General features: G+C 68.0%; 16 protein-coding genes. 4 read left to right on the top strand and 12 right to left on the bottom strand.

All coding sequences use genetic code 11. The features are described 5' to 3' along the window. Positions 1–327 precede the first annotated feature (327 nt). Positions 328–2,082 carry an ABC transporter ATP-binding protein gene (locus ABT297_RS09635; RefSeq protein ID WP_350546752.1) on the bottom strand — a complete coding sequence of 585 codons (1,755 nt, stop codon included), beginning with the start codon at positions 2,080–2,082 and terminating at the stop codon, positions 328–330. Positions 2,083–2,366: 284 nt separating this feature from the next. Here ABT297_RS09635 and ABT297_RS09630 point away from each other — a divergent pair, with 284 nt between their 5' ends. Continuing rightward, the gene (locus tag ABT297_RS09630) at positions 2,367–2,519 is read left to right on the top strand and encodes a hypothetical protein (protein WP_350546750.1); all 153 of its coding nucleotides are present in this window, start codon (positions 2,367–2,369) and stop codon (positions 2,517–2,519) included. Between the two features lie 213 nt (positions 2,520–2,732). Here the strand turns inward: ABT297_RS09630 and ABT297_RS09625 are convergent, their stop codons facing one another. Genes ABT297_RS09625 through ABT297_RS09605 form a run of 5 tightly spaced genes read right to left on the bottom strand, consistent with a single transcriptional unit; the run spans position 2,733 to position 7,988 of the window. Beyond that, complete coding sequence (locus tag ABT297_RS09625) at positions 2,733–4,484, bottom strand: CoA-transferase (RefSeq protein WP_350546748.1); 1,752 nt, start codon at positions 4,482–4,484, stop codon at positions 2,733–2,735. Continuing rightward, positions 4,481–5,230 carry an SDR family NAD(P)-dependent oxidoreductase gene (locus ABT297_RS09620; RefSeq protein ID WP_350546746.1) on the bottom strand — a complete coding sequence of 250 codons (750 nt, stop codon included), beginning with the start codon at positions 5,228–5,230 and terminating at the stop codon, positions 4,481–4,483. The genes ABT297_RS09625 and ABT297_RS09620 overlap by 4 nt, the downstream gene beginning before the upstream one ends. Positions 5,231–5,252: 22 nt before the next feature. Next, a complete protein-coding gene (locus ABT297_RS09615; RefSeq protein ID WP_350546744.1) occupies positions 5,253–6,416 on the bottom strand; it encodes an acyl-CoA dehydrogenase family protein in 1,164 nt (387 codons plus the stop codon). After that, positions 6,406–6,810 carry a Zn-ribbon domain-containing OB-fold protein gene (locus ABT297_RS09610; RefSeq protein ID WP_350546741.1) on the bottom strand — a complete coding sequence of 135 codons (405 nt, stop codon included), beginning with the start codon at positions 6,808–6,810 and terminating at the stop codon, positions 6,406–6,408. Before ABT297_RS09610 ends, ABT297_RS09615 begins: the two co-directional genes overlap by 11 nt. Beyond that, positions 6,807–7,988: a thiolase family protein gene (locus tag ABT297_RS09605; protein ID WP_350546739.1), complete on the bottom strand. Its 1,182-nt coding sequence runs from the start codon at positions 7,986–7,988 to the stop codon at positions 6,807–6,809. The genes ABT297_RS09610 and ABT297_RS09605 overlap by 4 nt, the downstream gene beginning before the upstream one ends. Positions 7,989–8,166: 178 nt before the next feature. On the opposite strand from ABT297_RS09605, the gene ABT297_RS09600 reads away from it, so the two are divergent. Continuing rightward, a complete protein-coding gene (locus ABT297_RS09600; RefSeq protein WP_350546737.1) occupies positions 8,167–9,006 on the top strand; it encodes a hypothetical protein in 840 nt (279 codons plus the stop codon). Between the two features lie 85 nt (positions 9,007–9,091). Here ABT297_RS09600 and folE read toward each other — a convergent pair whose 3' ends face one another. From folE to ABT297_RS09585, 3 genes are all read right to left on the bottom strand, one after another. After that, positions 9,092–9,721 carry a GTP cyclohydrolase I FolE gene (gene folE / locus ABT297_RS09595; protein ID WP_502885542.1) on the bottom strand — a complete coding sequence of 210 codons (630 nt, stop codon included), beginning with the start codon at positions 9,719–9,721 and terminating at the stop codon, positions 9,092–9,094. Then, positions 9,718–9,921: a hypothetical protein gene (locus ABT297_RS09590; protein WP_350546735.1), complete on the bottom strand. Its 204-nt coding sequence runs from the start codon at positions 9,919–9,921 to the stop codon at positions 9,718–9,720. Before ABT297_RS09590 ends, folE begins: the two co-directional genes overlap by 4 nt. 136 nt (positions 9,922–10,057) lie before the next feature. Then, entirely contained in the window at positions 10,058–11,242 is a 1,185-nt protein-coding gene (locus ABT297_RS09585) for an amidohydrolase family protein (protein ID WP_350546733.1), read from the bottom strand. A gap of 528 nt (positions 11,243–11,770) precedes the next feature. Here ABT297_RS09585 and ABT297_RS09580 point away from each other — a divergent pair. Then, on the top strand, positions 11,771–12,511 hold the full coding sequence (locus ABT297_RS09580; protein ID WP_350546731.1) for a GntR family transcriptional regulator: 741 nt from the start codon (positions 11,771–11,773) through the stop codon (positions 12,509–12,511). A 1,123-nt stretch (positions 12,512–13,634) separates the two neighbouring features. Beyond that, the gene (locus tag ABT297_RS09575; protein ID WP_350546729.1) at positions 13,635–14,672 is read left to right on the top strand and encodes an ABC transporter substrate-binding protein; all 1,038 of its coding nucleotides are present in this window, start codon (positions 13,635–13,637) and stop codon (positions 14,670–14,672) included. Positions 14,673–15,062: 390 nt separating this feature from the next. On the opposite strand, the gene ABT297_RS09570 is transcribed toward ABT297_RS09575, so the two are convergent. The 3 genes from ABT297_RS09570 to ABT297_RS09560 form a co-directional block, all read right to left on the bottom strand. After that, entirely contained in the window at positions 15,063–15,233 is a 171-nt protein-coding gene (locus ABT297_RS09570) for a hypothetical protein (protein ID WP_350546728.1), read from the bottom strand. A gap of 346 nt (positions 15,234–15,579) precedes the next feature. Continuing rightward, positions 15,580–16,473 (bottom strand): 2-hydroxy-3-oxopropionate reductase, encoded by an 894-nt coding sequence (locus tag ABT297_RS09565; RefSeq protein WP_350546726.1) that lies wholly within the window; start codon positions 16,471–16,473, stop codon positions 15,580–15,582. Continuing rightward, on the bottom strand, positions 16,470–17,276 hold the full coding sequence (locus ABT297_RS09560) for a hydroxypyruvate isomerase family protein (protein ID WP_350546724.1): 807 nt from the start codon (positions 17,274–17,276) through the stop codon (positions 16,470–16,472). Before ABT297_RS09560 ends, ABT297_RS09565 begins: the two co-directional genes overlap by 4 nt. Positions 17,277–17,370 lie beyond the last annotated feature (94 nt).

Raw genomic sequence — 17,370 nt, 5'->3', positions numbered from 1 at the left:
CGGCTCGCGCACCGAGCCGTCCCGCTGGTCGCTGACCGCCGGCCGGGTGTCACCGCGCGCGCGGCGGAGCTTCTCGGCGTGCCGTCTGGCCAGCCCCCAGTCTCGATGCCGTGCGTGCTCCCGGCGGAACTGCTCCTTCGCCGGAGAATAGCGACGTGACCCGGTGTGGTCACGCATGGCAGCCAACTCCGCCCTTGAAAACAATCCCAGCTGCCCCATACCTACAATTATCCCGGAACCCGACCCAAACCACCGCCCCGAACGGCAGCCTATAATGTCAAATAGTGCACGCTCATACGGACGAAAACGCCAAGCTCCCGGTGACGGTCAGCGCGTCTCCCGATCACGTTCCTGGGTCGTTCCGTACGAGATCGAGATGTCTCCCCGTCCGTGCGCGTAGAGGTCCGCCTGGAGCTGGTACAGCTCCCGGTGCACCCCGCCGAGCGCCATCAGCTCCTCGTGACTGCCCTCTTCGATCACGCGGCCCGCGCCGAACACGAGGATGCGGTCCGCGGCGGCGACGTTGGCGAGCCGGTGTGAGACGAGCACCGTGGTGCACCGGTGCGCCCGCAACTCGCTGAGCAGGGTGTGCTCGGCCCGCGCGTCGAGGGCGGAGGTGGGCTCGTCGAGGATGAGCAGATCGGCGCCGCGGTAGAGGGCCCGGGCGACGGCGAGCCGTTGCGCCTGCCCGCCGGACAGGTCGGTGCCGCCCTCGTACTCCGGGCCGATGATGCGCTCCAGCGCCAACTCGCCGTCGTCGAACCCGGCCGCCCGCAGCGCCCAGGCGACGCGCTCCTGGTCGACGGGCCGGTCGATGGCGCCCATGGCGACGTTGTCCCGGATGGTCTCCGCGTACGTCTGGAAGTCCTGGAAGACGGAGGCGATCCGGCCGCGCAGCGCGGCGGCGGCGAACCGCTCGGCGCTCTCACCATTCCACAGCACGGTGCCGGCGTCCGGGCGGTACAGCATCCCAATGATCTTGGCGAGGGTCGTCTTCCCGGACCCGTTCGGGCCGACCAGCGCGATGATCTGTCCCTCCTCGACGGTGAAGCTGACGCGATCGAGCGCGGGAGCGGTCCCGGACGGATACGTGAACGAGACGTCCTTGACGGTGAGCGACCGTAGCGCCGCAACGCCGCGCTGCTCGGCATCGTCCCGCGCCGGCCGCCGGCGCCGCACCTGCTCCAGGAACACGTGCTGGTCGTTGAGGAACAGGCCGGCCTCCGTCATCTCGCTCACCGGCCAGGAGAGCGCACCGATCATGTGCACGACCTGGGCGAGCCCGACGGCGGCGGCGATGGCGGAGCCGAGGTTGGCGCGACCGCTGAGGTAGAACCAGCCGAGGACCGCGACACCGCCGACGACGAGCAGCGCGAACGCCAGCTGCCCGCCGAGCATCCGGCGCCACTGCCGGCCCAGCGTCTTGCGCAGCTCCGCCAGGCGCTGGACGGACAGGTCGTCGTACCGCCGGCCGAACTCCTCGACGAGGCCGAACGCCCGGGTCTCCGCCGCCGGCTCCCGCGCGGTGAGCATGCGCGAGTAGTACAAACGGCGCCGTTCCAGCGGTGTCATCTGGGAAAAGAAGTCGTAGCGGTCGCCGGCCATGAGCCGTGACACGATGAGCACCGGAATCGCCAGAGCCAGCAGCGCCGGCACGAGCAGCGGCTGGATCACGACGACCGCGACCGTCACCACGATGATCCTGACGGCCGAGTCGACGATGGCGGTAAGGCTCCGCACGGCCTGAGCCGGACGGAAGTCCGTGCTCGACGCGCGCATCACCCGATCGTGGGTCTGCGGGTATTCGTAGTCGATCAGCTCGAGCCCGCCGATGGCCCGGTGCATTCGCCGCGCGCTCGCCTGGCGGACCTGCTCGGTGAGCAGGTCACGGACCAGCGCCTGCGCGTTGCCGATGATGAGCAGGACAATCAGTCCGGCCACCATGAGGCCGACGACGGGCGCTGCCGCGCGTGCCGTGCCCACGCGTCCGCCGTCGTCGTTCGCGACGAGCTCGACCAGTCGCTGGATCAGCGGCAGCTGAGCGCCGATGAGCAACGACTGAAGAAGTGGGCCGACGATCATCGCCACGCAGAGCCGCGGCGCCGCCCTCCAGCTCAGCCGGAACGCTTCCCCGACATTGCGAGTGATTGATCTGGATCGAATGCCGGAGGCATCCGGATCCCCTTCCCCCGCCATATCTTCAGTTCCTCTCCCCTGCGGAACGAAGCAGCCGGATATGACGATGCCATACCACCCGATTCGGGGTGGGCAGCGCCGTCAACTCATATCGCGCTGACCGACGGCATCGACGGCAAGGTGTACGACATCGGCGATGACGCGCCCATCACCGCGTGGGAACTGCTCCGATGCAACAACGAGGCCCCGCCGAGGATGCCGCTACGCGGGCGCTGGAGGACCCGTGGGACGGCATCTGCGACACCTCGGCGATCCGGCGGGAGCTCGGCTTCCGGCCCATCTACCCGACGCTCTACACCGCGCGCGACGCCGGGGCGCTCTGAGCCCGCCGGAAGCACCGGGCGGTGGGCGCGCGTCGAAGTGGTGCCCGCCATGGCGGCCTTGACAGCCGCGACCGCGAGCCGCTGAACACCGCCGCCGCCTGACCACCCGCGAAGCCGCCGGCACGCCGAAGCCCCGGGCATCCTCACGACGAGGATGCCCGGGGCTTCGGCGTACCCCGAACGGGCCCTTGAAGAGGCCGGCCGGGACGGACGTCAGGCGCTACGGTCGCGCAGGAACAGTCGATTCGGGTCGAACGCCCGCAGGTCGGCCAGCTCGGCCGCGGTGGGAGGCGGTTCGATCGCAAGGTCGTCGGCGATGGGGAACGACCATCCCGTACGTTCCCGAATGACCTCGACGGCTTCGAGAGGACTCCCGCCACCCGTGGGCAGCAGCGTGGTCAGGACGAACTCGCCGTCCGCGGCCCGCTCGAAGACGCACAGGTCGGTGACGATCGTGGAGACGTTCGTTCCGGGTGACGTCACGTATCGCACCTTGTCGACGAGTCGCGCGGTGCCGTGACCGACACAGACGATCACCTCGTCGGCGGCCGAGAGCACGTCGTTGGCGCCCCCGGAGCCGACGATGAAATCGCCGTTGTCGGCAATCGTCGAGTTGATCGCGCCGGTCCGGTCGACCTGCCCCGCGCCGATCATGCCGATCGTCCTCGTGCCGGGACCCGACACGAACGTTCCGAGCACGCCCATCACGTCCGTCAGGAGCTTGTTGGTCGGGACGTTCTGCCCGGCGAAGATGAAGGGCTCGCCGGGGCGGGGCGAGTAGCCGAACAGTCCGATCTCGGCCATGAGTTCGACGTCGACGCCCCGGCCGCGCAGGTCGCGAGCGCCGATCCAGGAGGCCAGGTTCGCCAGGCCGACTCCGGCCAGGACGGCGTCGTGTCCCCGATGCATGACGGCGGTACGCAGCCGCCGGGCCGCCACCACGACCTGGGTCTCCGTGGCGTTGGCCGGCGCGGGGGCCGCTCCTGCGCCATCGAGCGGCGTGTGCCACTCGTCGCTGGTGTGCCGGCGGGTCAGGGCGCTCAGGCGATCGGAGCCGAGCTTGGCGAGGTAGCCGTCGTGGTCACCGACGCCGAGGACCCATTCGTCGATCCATCGCTTGAAGTCGGCGGGATCCCGGCTCGCCCGCAGGGTGTCCGCCATGAACCGCGCGTCCTCGACATAGCTGTCGATGCCGTCGACACCCGGGTTGTTGAAGCCGTACGGATGGGCGCCGTGCGGCGTGACGCACACGGCACGGACCACGTGCGCCGGGATTCGCGTCAGCTTGTTCATCCGCCGAAGCTGCTCGGTCGTGACGATCCGCTCGACGCACGCGATGACCCCGCGCGTCGCGGCCAACGCGCCCCACTGGCTCTCCCCGTAGGGCGCCGCCAGCACCACGTTGCCGTGCGCGTCCGCCGCCGCACCGTGCAGGACGACGACGTCCGGCCGCAGCGCCTTCACCAGGACGAGCGGTTCGTCGCCGACGCTCGTCTCGACGAGCTCCCCGCGCGCCGCCGCCTCAACGCCCATGGTGCTGCCGGCCATCGACCGCACGGGGAAGTACGGCACGCCGAGCGCTCCGGCCGCCAGGCGGGCGATCAGGCTCCACAGCGACCAGTGTTCGATCTCCACGCGGCCGTCGCGGATCGCCCGGACGAGAGCCGGGTTGGGGCGGGCGACGGGATAGTTCTCGCCCGCGAACGACGCGACGACCTTCCGGACCAGGCCGAGCTCGACGAGCGCGTGCTGGATGTTGACCAGCCCGGCGGTGACCAGGGTGAAGCCGGGGTCACGTCCGGCGAAGGCCCGCGCGATCTCCAGCAGCGCCGCGTTGGGCCGTGCGTCGGAGTAGCCGACATGCAACGTCATGCCGGGCTCGACGAACGCGCGCACTGCCGTCGCGAGATCCTGTACCTTGCTCGCGCCCTCCTCGACGGGAAGCGCGAAGTCCGGCGGCGTCACGACGTCATCGTCAGCCCGCCGCTGACGCTCAGGGTCTGCCCGGTGATGTAGCTCGCCGCGTCCGAGGCGAGGAAGACGATGGCCCCCGCCTGCTCGGCCGCCGTGCCCATGCGCTTGAGCGGGACGGCACGGATCATCTTCTCGATCACGTGCTGATCCGACTGGGCGCGCAGCAGGGGCGTGTCGGTCGGCCCGGGTGAGATGGCGTTGATCCGGATGCCGTCGCGAGCGATCTCCCGCGCGAGCGACTTGACGAAGCCGATGACACCGGCCTTGGCCGCGGCGTAGACGGTCTCCCCCATGGTGCCGACCTTGCCGGCGTCCGAGCTGGTCAGCACGATCGATCCGGACTTCTGCTCGCTGAACGGGCCGAGCGCCGACCGGCACAGGAAGATGGAGCCGACAAGGTTGATGTCGATGATCCGGCGCCAGTACTCCTCGGTCTCCTGCGCGAAGAACGTCGTGTCGGACCACCCGACGGTGCTGGTCACGATGTCGAGCGCACCGTACTGGCTGAGCACCGACTGGATCAGCTCGTCGGTCTGGCTCTGCTGCGTGATGTCGCAGGTGTACGCCGACACCTCGGCGCCCTGGCTCCGCAACAACTCCGCGGTCTCTTTCGCGCCCTGCTCATTGACGTCGGCGATCGCGACCCGCGCACCGTTCTCGACGAAGAGTTCGGCCGTCGCCCGGCCGATGCCGCTGCCGCCGCCGACGACGATCGCCACCTTGCCGTCAGATTTCATGGTCTTGTCTCCTTGTTGGCATTCAACGGGCCAGATCGCCGAAGTACGAACGGGCGATCACCATGCGCAGAATCTGGTTGGTGCCCTCGTAGATCTGCCCGATCTTGGCATCGCGCATGAGCATCTCGACCGGGAAGTCCCGGACGTATCCGGACCCGCCCAGCACCTGGACGGCGTTGCTCGTCACCTGCATGGCGACGTCAGTGGCGAAGGTCTTGGCGACCGCGGCGAGCCTCGAGGCGTCGTCGCGGCCGGCCACGAGCGCCGCCATGGCGTCGTAGAGCAGCGAGCGTGTGGCGTGCACGCCGATGGACATGTCGGCGATGAGGAACTGCACGCCCTGGAAGCTGGCGATCTCCTTGCCGAACTGCCGGCGTTCGGCCGCGTAGCGGGTGGCCGCGTCGAGGGCGCCCTGCGAGATCCCGAGGCTCATCGCCGCGACTCCGAGGCGACCTTCGTCGAAGCCCCGCATGAGGTACGTGAACCCCCGGTCGACCTCGCCGATGACGTGGTCGCGCGGGATCCTGACGTCGTCGAAGTGCATCTCCGCGGTGGCCGAGCCGTGCAGGCCCATCTTTTCCTCCCACCGCGCGGCGACCACGCCCGGCGTCGACGCCTCGACCAGGAACAGGGAGAGGCCTCGCGATCCGGGCCCGCCGGTGCGGGCGAGGACGGTGTAGAAGTCGGCGAACCCGCCGTTGGTGATGAACCGTTTCGTGCCGTTGAGCACCCAGACGTCGCCGTCCAGCACCGCTGTCGTCGTCACACCACCGAGATCGGACCCCGCCTCCGGCTCGGTGGCGGCGATGGCGCCCAGCCATTCGCCGCTGGCCGCCTTGGTGAGCACCGAACCGGCCCATGGCGCCGCAGCGGGTCCGGTCGCGTTCAGGGCGATGAGCTTCGTCGCCAGCCAGTGCGCCGTGAGGTAGGTGCAGGCGCTGGGGTACACCCGGCCGAGCTCCTCCAGCACGATGCCGTGATGCCGGATGTCGCTGTCCACGCCGCCGTACGCCTCGGGGACGACCATGCCGAAGAAGCCCGCGGACGCCAGGATGTCGCGGATCTGCGGGCTGAACGTGCCCGACCGCTCGACGGCGGCGACCAGCGGGCCGATCTTGTTGCGGGCGACCGCCCTGGCCATGCCCGCGAGATCCCGGAGGCTCTCGTCGAGGTCCTCAGCCAGCATCTCTGACCTTCCTGAAGATCGGGCCCAGCATCGGCTCGTCGGACGTCCCGAGCCGCCCGACGGTCATCGTCACCCGATCGCCGTGGCTGGGCGGAGCGTCCTCGTCCGCCTCGATCTGCGCGAGGTATCGGGGGCCCTCCGCGAGGTCGACGTAACCGATCCAGAACGGCGCCTCGAACCCCGCGGGCGCGAGCGAGATCCGCACCGCCTCGTAGACCGTACCCTCGCCGCTGAGCTCATGCGGCACGCACTCGCTCAGGTCCGCTCCGCACAGCGTCCGCGACGGCAGCCGCACGTCACCGCAGACCGGGCAACGACTGCCGACCAGGACGTGGCGCCCGCTCTCGTTCACCGTCAGGATCGGCGCGCCAAGACTGAACTCACCAACGATCACGACTCGGTCGCTCCAATCCGTGCCAGGATGGTGACCCCGGAGGTCGCGAAGTCGCCTTCCTGGAAGCCACCCGAGATGTGGGCGAGTGCGCGCCGGGCTCCGGGCACCTGCCGCTGCCCCGCGCGCCCGCGGAGTTGGTCGGCCAGCTCGACGATCTGGGCAACGCCCGTCGCTCCCAGCGGATGACCGCGGTTGAGGAGCCCGCCGCTCGGGTTGACCGGGAGGCGCCCGCCCAGCGAGGTGTCCCCGCTCTCGACGAGCTTGCCGCCCTCGCCGGCCTCGCACAGGCCGAGGTCCTCGTAGTGGATGATCTCCGCGATGGAGAACGAGTCGTGGACCTCTGCGACGTGGATGTCCTCCGGGCCGACCTGCGCCCGCTCGTAGGCCCGCTTCGCGGTGTGCCGGTCGAGCTCGAACGTTGTCATGTCGCGACGCTGGTTCGCGTAGTACCCGCTGCCCACGATGGAGGCCAGGATCTCCACCTGCGGGTCGATGCCCAGAAGCTCGGCGCCCCGTTCGCTGACGATGACGGCCGCGGCCGCCCCGTCGCCGGTCGGGCAGCAATCCAGCAGATGCAACGGACCGGCGACCGGTCGTGAGTTGATCACGTCATCGATCGTGATGGGGTCCCGGTACTGCGCCTTGGGGTTGAGCGACGCCGCCCGGCGGTTCTTCACCGCGACGGCGGCGAGCTGCTCCCGGGTCGTTCCGTAGACTTCCATGTGCCGGCGAGCGGCCATCGCGTAGTACGCCGGCGGGGTGAAGCCCTGCTCGCCTTCCAGCACCATGCCGTCGGACGTCAGCGGCCGGCCCTTCCCGGAACGCGTCGACATCCGCTCGACGCCGATGACGAGCGCGATGTCGTGCTCGCCGGCGGTCACCGCCAGGTTCGCGACGTTGAAGGCCATGGCCCCCGAGGCGCAGAACGCCTTCTCGTTGTAGACGGGCACCCCTTGGATGCCCACCTCCCATCCGGCAAGCTGACCGACGCCGCTCTCGCGCGCTTGAAGGCTGCCGCTGCGGGCGCAGCCGCAGGCGATCATCTCCACCGCCTGCGGGGCGGCCTGCGCGTCCTTCAGCGCCTCGAAGCATGCCTTCCGCGCCAACGACCCCAGGGTCTGGTCCGGAAACTTGCCGAACGGGGTCATGCCGACTCCCGCGAGGAATGACCTTCGCATACTCCCTCCCTCCGCTCAGTGGATACGGTATCCAATACACAAGTGTGAGTCAATGCTCCCGGCGGCCGGACCGCCCGAGCTCGCCGCTGTTCAGCACCTCGGGCGAGGGTTGCGCGCCTCAGAGTGCAAGGATACGGTATACAAAATTGCCCATCCGCGCCAGAGCAGGAGCACGTGCATGGAGGCCTTCGTCAGCGGCGACGTCCCATGGGAGCCGGTCGCCAACCACCGTTCCGGCGAGGTGTACCGCAAGTTCCTCCGCGAAGGGGAACTGGCACCCGGCGTCGGCTTCACGGCTGACCTCGTGAAGTTCTCCGAAGGTGACGGGGCGTTCATCGCTCCCCGGCACCGTCACGACTACGACCAGTTCCGGCTGACCCTCGAAGGATGCCCCGACTACGGCCGCGATGTGCTGGCCCCGGCGGGCCAGGTGGCGTACTTCCCCGCAGGCGCGCATTACGGACCTGAACGCATCGAGGGCGGATCCATCCTCCAGGTGCAGTGGAGCCACTCGTGGGTGACACGGCAGCAGTACGACGAGATGCGCGATCAGCTCAGCCAGACGGGCCGGTTCGAGGAGGGCTCGTACATCTCCGTCGACGACACGGGCACCGAGCAACGCGCGGACGCCGCCAACGCGGTGATCGAGGCGGTGAAGCGCAAGCGGTTCGGCGTGGAGGCACTGGCGTTCCCGACCCCCCGCTACCCGCAGCCCCTCGTCATGAACCCGGACGCGTTCGCCTGGCGTCCGGACGGCAACGGCCTGTCCACCAAGGTTCTCGGCCGCTACACCGAGAACGACGTGTACGCCTCGAAGCACCGGTGGGACGACGACGACGCCACGCTCGTGCTCTCGGCCGAGCGGACCCAGTTGTTGTGGATCAGCGCGGGCTCGGTCCGGATCGGCGACGCCTCCTACGGGCCGGAGACCGCCATCTGGTCGGCCTACGACGAGATCACGAACGTCGTCGGCGGTGCCGGAGCCGAGGCGGTCTGCTTCGGTTTCCCGATCGCCTGACCCGGCAGAAAGCGACGTGCACCGACCCCGTGCGTCGGGGTCGGTGCACGTCGCTGCCTGTCCCTGCCGAAAATCCTGACAACCGTCAGAGTCCAGTGGTGACCAACGAGAAGAACTCCTGCCGGGTCCGGGCGTCGGTGCGTGCCACGCCCAGCAGCGCCGAGGTCACCGTATTCGCACCGGCCGCCTGCACCCCGCGCAGCGTCATGCACAGGTGTTCCGCCTCCAGCACCACCCCGACACCCTTCGGCTGCAAGCGCTCATCGAGCCAGGTCGCGATCTGCATCGTCAAACGCTCCTGCACCTGGGGACGGCAGGCGAACAACTCCACCACCCTTGCCAGCTTGGACAGCCCGAGAATGCGGTCGCCGGGCATATAGCCGACGTGTGCGACGCCGACGAACGGCAGCAAGTGATGCTCACAGACCGACCGGAACGGGATCCGGCGAGCGAGCACGAACTCGTCGTAGCCCTCGTCGTTGGGGAACGTGGTGAGGTCGAACTCGCGCGGGGTCAGCAGCTCGGCGTAGCCCTTGGCCATCCGACCCGGCGTCTCGGCCAGCACGTCATCCGCCAGGTCGAGGCCGAGCGCGATGAGCAAGTCGCGTGCGGCCTCGGTCGCCTTGGCCAAGTCCGGCTCCGGGGTATCGCGCAGGACCCGCAGCCGGGCGCCGCCACATGCTGGGTCGTCAGCCACCGACTCCCGCGTCGTCACGGCCGGACCCGGAGAGCTTGGGTGTCCGGGCCGTTGGCCGGCCTGGCCAGGTACCGCGCGACGTGAGCCGCGGCGACCAGATACTTGTTCCGGGTCGTCTCGGGGTAGTTGCGCGAACGCATGGACCTGTCCCAGTCGGTCAAAAGGCCTGCCCAATCCGGCGGCAGCCCGGCGATCATTTCTCCCAGATCGTGGTCCATGTGGTTGCCTCCCTCCCACGGCGGGGTCTCTTGATACCTCACAGACCGGGCCGCATGCCCAGTCACGCCATCTCCCTTTTCGCGATGTGAGTTGCGATTTGCGCGAGCCGTCCGGGCGCGCGCAAATCGCGGCACTCTAGCTCCTACTCGGTGCGGCAGGGGGAAGGTCGATACCGAACATCTGCGCTGCGGTGTCCTGGAGCATCTTCGTGAGGATGGGCTCCGGCACATCCGCCAAATTGCTCTTGATCGTGTCGCGCGGCCCCTTCACATAGGGAAGGTGGTCGCCAGGCGTGAGGCTCGTCGGGTGCGGGAAGTCGGACGAGAACATGAAGTTGTCGGGGTACAGATCAGCGATCCGACCGATGTTCTTCTCGAACCAGAAGGTCGCGAAGATCTGCCGCTTGAAGTACTCGGACGGAAGCAGCATGTCCGGGAACTTGTCGAACGTGTTGCGGTTGAGGAACTGCCAGTCGAGCATGTCCATGAGATATGGAACGAATCCCACGCCACTCTCGACCGAGATGAACTTGAGCGTCGGGTAACGGTCGCAGATCCTACCCATGATCAGTTCTACGATGCAGCGCATGTTGCCGGCGAAGTTCATGGCCGAGAATGCGAGAGCATCGAGATCGGGCAAGCTGTTGAAGCCGGTGTCCTCGAGCTTGACCGAGTTGAAGCCGATGTGGAAGTTGACCGGGATCCCCATCTCCTCGGCCGTCTTCAGCAGCGGCTCCCAGTGCGAGTCCCGCAGTCGCGGAAGGCCGATCTGCTCGTACTGCCAGCCAAGGTTCAGGCCGCGATGACCGAGGTCGTAACAGCGCTCAAGCTCCTTGACGCTCGCCTTCAGGTCCCACCACGGCACGTTCGTGAGGGGGATCAACCGTTGCTTGTCAACGCTGCAAAAATCGGTCATGAAGTCGTTGAACGCCTGCACGGAGAGCAGCGACAACTCAGGGTCCATCTTCATGAACTCAGCGACGTCGAACCCAAGAATATTCGGGAAAATGACCTGAGCGTAAACGCCCTGCCGGTCCATCCAACGGAGCCGAGCCTCCGCCTGGGAGGCCGCGTCTTGCGTTTCCTGGTCGAAATCCCTTGCGTAGAGCTCGTCGTGGACCGAACAAATAATGTTGTCACCGGTTGCCCAGATCAGCTTGCCGGTCTTGTCTTCCACAATCTTCGGCGCGAGATGCTGCCATTTCGCGGGGAGTCGCTTCGTCCAGATGTCAGCCGGCTCGCCCACATGCGAATCGACGTCGATCAGCCGGATGCGGTCGAGCGCGTGCGTCGACTGGACAGGCTCTGCAACTGCGGTCATGGGCTGCTTCCCCTCTCTGAGTGGCGATTCCACCGCCATCGAGACGCAGCCTAAGTTCGTTAGGTCTTACTGTCAACCGTAAGACCGGTTGACATGCGGAGCCCAAGCCGACGGCCCTGCGGGCGGCGCGTCATGGCCGGTCGCCGCCTTCCCGTGCGACAACGGCGTGTTGCCCCGGGGCGGCCGCACCCGGGTGGGTCGGTGCCGCTCGCCCGCGGCCCACGGCAGCACGACCGGCTGTCAACCTGAGGCCACGGCGCCTCCGCCGGATGAGGACACGACGGGCCACACCTTGGGTGTCCGAACCACAAAGGAACTTCGGCCGAGGTCAAACGATGGTGTAGGTCGAGGTGCGCCATCACGCCGGATGGGTCGCCTGAAGCTGGAAATCGAACAAGGCGACACCCGGGTATGCTTGACGGTCGCCTCAAGCGTTAGCATGAGCCGAACAACGAGCCGTTGGGTTGCCAACTATCTCGCCAGAAGGGCCGATGAATGCCGCATAAACCTCTTCCCACACCGCTCTACATGCGGGTATACGGCCTCATTTTCCAGCGCATTCAAAAAGGCGAGTACCCACCTGGCTCCACGTTGAACACCGAGGACCAGTTTGCCGCGGAGTTCAACGTCAGCAAGGCCACCGTACGTCAGGCCGTCGGAGAACTTGTCGAGCGCGGAATCGTCATTCGCCGCCAGGGAAAAGGGACTTTCGTCCGCGAAGATCTTGAAATCCGGCCGCCGCATCAGATCGTCGGGTCACTCGCCGACCTCATCCTGGGCACACGCAGCATGTCGGTTGCCAACCAAGAGATCGAGGAGCGGGCTTTCCCGGTCGACATCCAGTCGATCCTGGGCATCAGCGGCATCCCGGGAACCACGCTTCGCCACCTGCGCCTGATTGATAACACACCCTTCGCGTTCACCGCCGAATATCTGGCACCGGTCGTCAGCGAATACATCAAAGCCTCAGAGTTGCGGGCCGGAGGCCATGCAACATTGCTGAACGACCGCGGACTCCGGATTCTGGGAGCGAGTCAGTCGATGTCCGCGGAGTTGGCCGACCCGGAGGTCGCCCTACATCTCGACATCGACTTCGGCGCTCCCGTGCTGTTCGCGGAACGTGTCGTACACAGCGATCGGGGCCCGGTAGAGGTCTCGCACACCTGGTATCGAGGAGACCTCTACAAGTGGCACGCCGACCTTGAGTTCAGTTGGAGCGGCACGGGCGTGACCGTGTCCACGACGGCCGCGGCAACCAGTCCCCGGTAGATGGCGGCGGCGGTGACCGCGCCGGCGGCCAGGACGATCACGAGACGCGTAGCAGCGCTGCGTAGAGCGCCGGCCCCGGCCGTGGTCGACGCCGAAGTGGTCCTTGTCGATCGCCCCGGCCCATGGTGCCGGTGGCGTTGGACGCGGTGGCCGGACTCGTAGCCGCGCCAGCCCAAACCGATCCCGGCGGCCGCCGTCGCGGTGGCGGTGACCTACCAGGTCCGCGACCACGACTCGACGCCAATGCGGGCACTCCCACGCCGCGTCGCGGTGACCTACCAGGTCCGCGACCACGACTCGACGCCGATGCCGGCACACCCACGCCGCGTCGCGGTGACCTACCAGGTCCGCGACCACGACTCGACGCCGATGCCGACACGCCCACGCCGCGTCGTGGGGTGGCCGAGGCGCGGCGGATCAGCGTCGACGACCCGGATCTGCGCCGCGGCCGCGGGTCACGCTCGAGGCATGTTCGACGGGGACAAGCGGCACGTGCTACGCGAGCCGGACACCGGCCTCGTCGCGGCGATCGCCGACGACATTGCCGCCGACCCGGCCCCGCCGCGGGCGCCACCCTGGCCGAGTCGCACATCGACCGGCCCGCCTGCCCTCCCGGCTGGTCCGCGAGCGCGGTGCAACCCTGGCGATCTTCCGCAAGGCGTGGCGAGTCCGGAACAGCAGCGGCCGCTGCAGCGGGGATTTCGACCGCGGGCGGCCGACCCGCCCCAACCAGGTGACCATCCCGTTCACCGTGGGCAAGACCGCCACTTTCCCGAAGCCACCCGCGCCGCCTGACCGCTGCGGATCCGGTGCATGACCAGCGGCGCCGACCGCACCGACCGGGCACTCCCCGCCGGGCTGCGCCAGTGCCGGACCGCCCCGCAGGATGCGCGCGACTACGCGAACGCGTCCGCACCGAACACGCCCCGGACCGCAGCCGCCACCAGCAAGGACACCGTGGCCAGGCCCGTTAACTCGGCTTTAACTTCCCTTGACCTGAATACGGGCTACGGTATACAGTCATTCACCACATCTGGTCGCAGGTGTTCGGGTTACTATCAGAATGAGGCTGGACATGCGTCGATTCAGTCGATTCAAAAGTGCGCGGAATGCAACAGCGACTATGGCAGCTCTCGTCGCTGTATTGCTCATCAGTGGATGCGCAAGTAAGAAGGAACCAGCACAGGCTAAAGCCGATGTCCCAGCCCCAAGCAAGGTTCTCATCGGCGTCGGCGGCAAATACCTGCCGAACTACACGAGCCTGTGGGCGGCCCACGAAGAATACTCGAAGCTCGAAAAGAAGTACAACACCACCATTCGGTACGAGGAGTTCAGCAAGGGCGCGGATGCTCTTGTCGGTATGCTCGGAGGGAGTCTTCAGCTCTGCGCCATCAGCTCATCGAACGGGCTGACAGCGGCCACGGCCGGCAAGGACGTCAAGTACATCGGCGCCGTTTATGTGGGTTCCGGCCTGATGCTTATTGGCGCAAAAAAGCATGAGAAGACACTCGGAACCGACATCAAGGCCTTCAAGGGCAAGTCGTTAGGCTACTACGGGCCCGGACTCACACAGTCGGTCGGCAAGAAGGTACTCGAGGCCTCCGGGCTTTCGTGGGACGACGTGAACCCGGTCGCACTCGGCTCCGGCAGCGCGTTCGCCCCGTCCCTGGGGCAGGGCCGAGTCGACTTCGCCGTCGTGGACATCGCCATCGCCGTGGCAGCAATCAACCAGGGGGCCGCCTATATGGTGTCAAACCTGAGCGATCCGCAGACCGGCGGTAAGCTCGTCGGCGACAGCTTGGGCGTCGGCGTCATCGTCCCCGGCGACTTCGCCAAGAAGTATCCGGACCTGACGCAGGACCTCGTGACAGGGCTCGTCAAGGGACTGTCGCTGGTCCAGGGCGCGGGCGACGACGCGGCTGCCGTTTACGCCCTCATGCCAAAGGAGTTCAAAGACGTCAACAATCAGCAGAGCTTTACCGAACAGTGGCCGTACCTGAGGCCATCTTTCACCTCGGACGGCAGTTTCTCCGAGTCGCAGATCAAGGGCACCGCCATTCTCAGTGGTCTGGATGCCAACACTGTGCCCAAAGGCTACTTCGACCCGACCTACGTCGACGCGGCATACAAGAACCTGGGCATCAAGCGCCCAGCCAACTAGCTGCTCCAGCGCCTCTGCAATACCCTCGGCGACCCAGGCACCGCTCGTCGGTTGAGTGACACCCCGCTTGGGATCCCGCCCATGAAAATCTCAGTCTTAGCCGGCCGGGCGAGCAAACTCGCCCGGCCGGTCCGATGTCGCAGCAGTGGACGATACGGAACGTCGCGGTCATTGAACGTTCAGCCAGTGGTCCAGCCAGCCCGAGGTGGACACGACCACGCGGGACGGGCTGGGCGTGGCGGGCCAGATCTGCAGGAGATACTCGTCGACGATCTGGTCCATGTCGGCCGGCTCCGGTTCCGGGTCCCCGATCTGACGGCCGTGGTAGCGCAGCCGGTAGTTGCCCGGCCCGGCGGGCAGGTCGGGGAGCTCGAGCTCCTCCTCGTGCGCCTACGTCGCCAGATACAGCGACCGCGCCTCGGCGATGAAGTCGATCTCCACGATGTCGTCGTAGGACTCGTCCGGCGCCGGCGCGGCCTCGGCGTAGACCACGGTCAGTCGCACGTCGCCGGTATGCCGTTTTGTCAGCAGCAGCGCGCTTCCCGCCTCGACCCCGATCACGCCGACGCCGCCCGCCTTGAGCGACTCCCATTCCGGTCCGTCGTCATGGTCCGCGTCGAACAGCCCGTACTGTCCATAGTGGACATAAACGGCCCCACAAAGACAGTCCGCATGCGAAGATTGTGACGTAGCCGCGGAGTTACTGCCGACACGGGGACAGACACAGCCGGACGGGTCGGCGACCCGCGTAAGCCGCGTGGAGTACGGCACCGGATCGCAGGCGGTGCCGGCCGGAGCGGGAAACTTGCGGCAGATCGGCGACCCGGTAGCCGATACACCGCAGGAACTGCCGGCTCCGGCCGGGGAATGCCGTCGCAGCCGATGGTGTGACGCAAGGGCCGCGGTGTCAGGTTCTCGGGGCGCGCGGGAAGCCGGCGAGCTCCTCGGTCAGCTTGAGCAGGCCGGAATGGTCGAGGCCGCCGTCCCCGCGGGCCACCATCGCGGCCACGAGCTGGGCGACGACGGCGCCGAGCGGGGTGATGACGCCGGCGTCGCGTGCGGCGGCGGTCACGATCCCGAGGTCCTTGTGGTGCAGGGCGAGGCGGAACCCCGGCGTGTACTGGCGGCGCATCATCCCGGCCGCCTTGCGGCTCAGCACGGTGCTGCCGGCCAGCCCGCCGCCGAGGACCTCGATCGCGGCCGCGGCATCGACGCCGTGGGCGTCGAGGAAGACGATCGCCTCGGCGAGCAGCTGGATGTTCCCCGCGACGATGAGCTGGTTGGCGGCTTTGACGGTCTGCCCGGCTCCCGCCGGGCCGACGTGCACGATCGTGTCTCCGAGGACCTCGAGCACCGGACGGGCCGCGTCGAAATCGGCCGCGTCTCCGCCGACCATGATCGACAGACTGCCCTCGATCGCCGCAGGCTCGCCGCCGCTCACCGGTGCGTCGAGGGCACGGACGCCGGCCTCCGCGGCCGCGACCGAGATCGCCCGGGACACGCCGGGACGCACGGTACTCATGTCGATGAACAGGAGGCCGGCCTTGGCGTGGGCCAGCACTCCGCCGGGGCCGAGGACGACGTCCTCGATGTCGGGCGAGTCCGGCAGCATGGTGATGACGACGTCGGCATCGCGGACGACGTCCGCCACCGTGCCGGCGGCCCGCCCGCCCTTGTCGGCCAAGGCATCCACGGCGGCGCGGCTGCGGTTGTGGCCGACCACGTCGAATCCGGCGCTGACGAGGTTGGCGGCCATCGGGCCGCCCATGATGCCGAGGCCGATGAACCCGACGGTGGTCACGTGGTGCTCCTGTCTGCGGACGGCAGCCAGCCGAACGGGTCGTCCGTGGCCGGGATGTACTCCAGGCCCACACGACCCGCGAAGCCCGCGCGGTACAGATCGTCGAGCCATGTGGTGAGCGGCAGGGCACCGGTGCCGGGTTCGCCGCGGCCGGGAGCGTCGGCGATCTGGACGTGACCGATGCGGTCGAGGTGGGTGGCGATGGACTTGTCGACGTCGTCGCCGTTGACCGCGAGGTGGTACAGGTCCGCCAGCAGCGCGACTCGCGTGGCGCCGGCCGTGGCGGCGCGCAGCAGCACATCGTGGGCGTCGGCGAGGGTGCGCAGTGGATAGCGTTCGGCCCCGCTGATCGGCTCCAGCAGTACCCGCGCACCCGCCCGCGCCGCCGCGGCCGAGGCGAGGACGAGGTTCTCGACGGCCAGCGCATCCTGCTCACCCGCGGCCACGCCGTTGATCCGGTTGCCGTACAACGCGTTGAACCCCTCGACGCCCAGGCGTGCGCCCAGCCCCACGGCGACGTCGATGTTGTCACGGAACTCGGCTGCGCGTCCTGTCCACGACAGCAGCCCGCGGTCGCCGCCGGCCATGTCGCCGGCGAAGAAGTTCAGTCCGGTCAGGGTCACGCCGGCATCGATGACCGCCGCCGCGAAGGCGTCCAGCTCGCGGTCGCCCGGTACGGCATGGGTGAACGGCCACCAGAACTCGACGGCGTCGAACCCCGCCGCCTTCGCGGCTGCCGGCCGTGCCAGCAACGGGAGGTCGGTGAACAGCAGCGAGCAGTTGACCGTGTACCGGGGCCTCACGCCTATTCTCCCTAACGCCCATGTCGGGCTGCGCACGATGCGGCCACTCGGGTGGTCATCACATCGTGCGCAGCCAGGTTGTTCCTGGTCCGAG

It is taken from the genome of Dactylosporangium sp. NPDC000555, assembly GCF_040300025.1.
Lineage (GTDB): Bacteria > Actinomycetota > Actinomycetes > Mycobacteriales > Micromonosporaceae > Dactylosporangium.
This window is presented reverse-complemented; position numbering and strand designations above follow the sequence as displayed.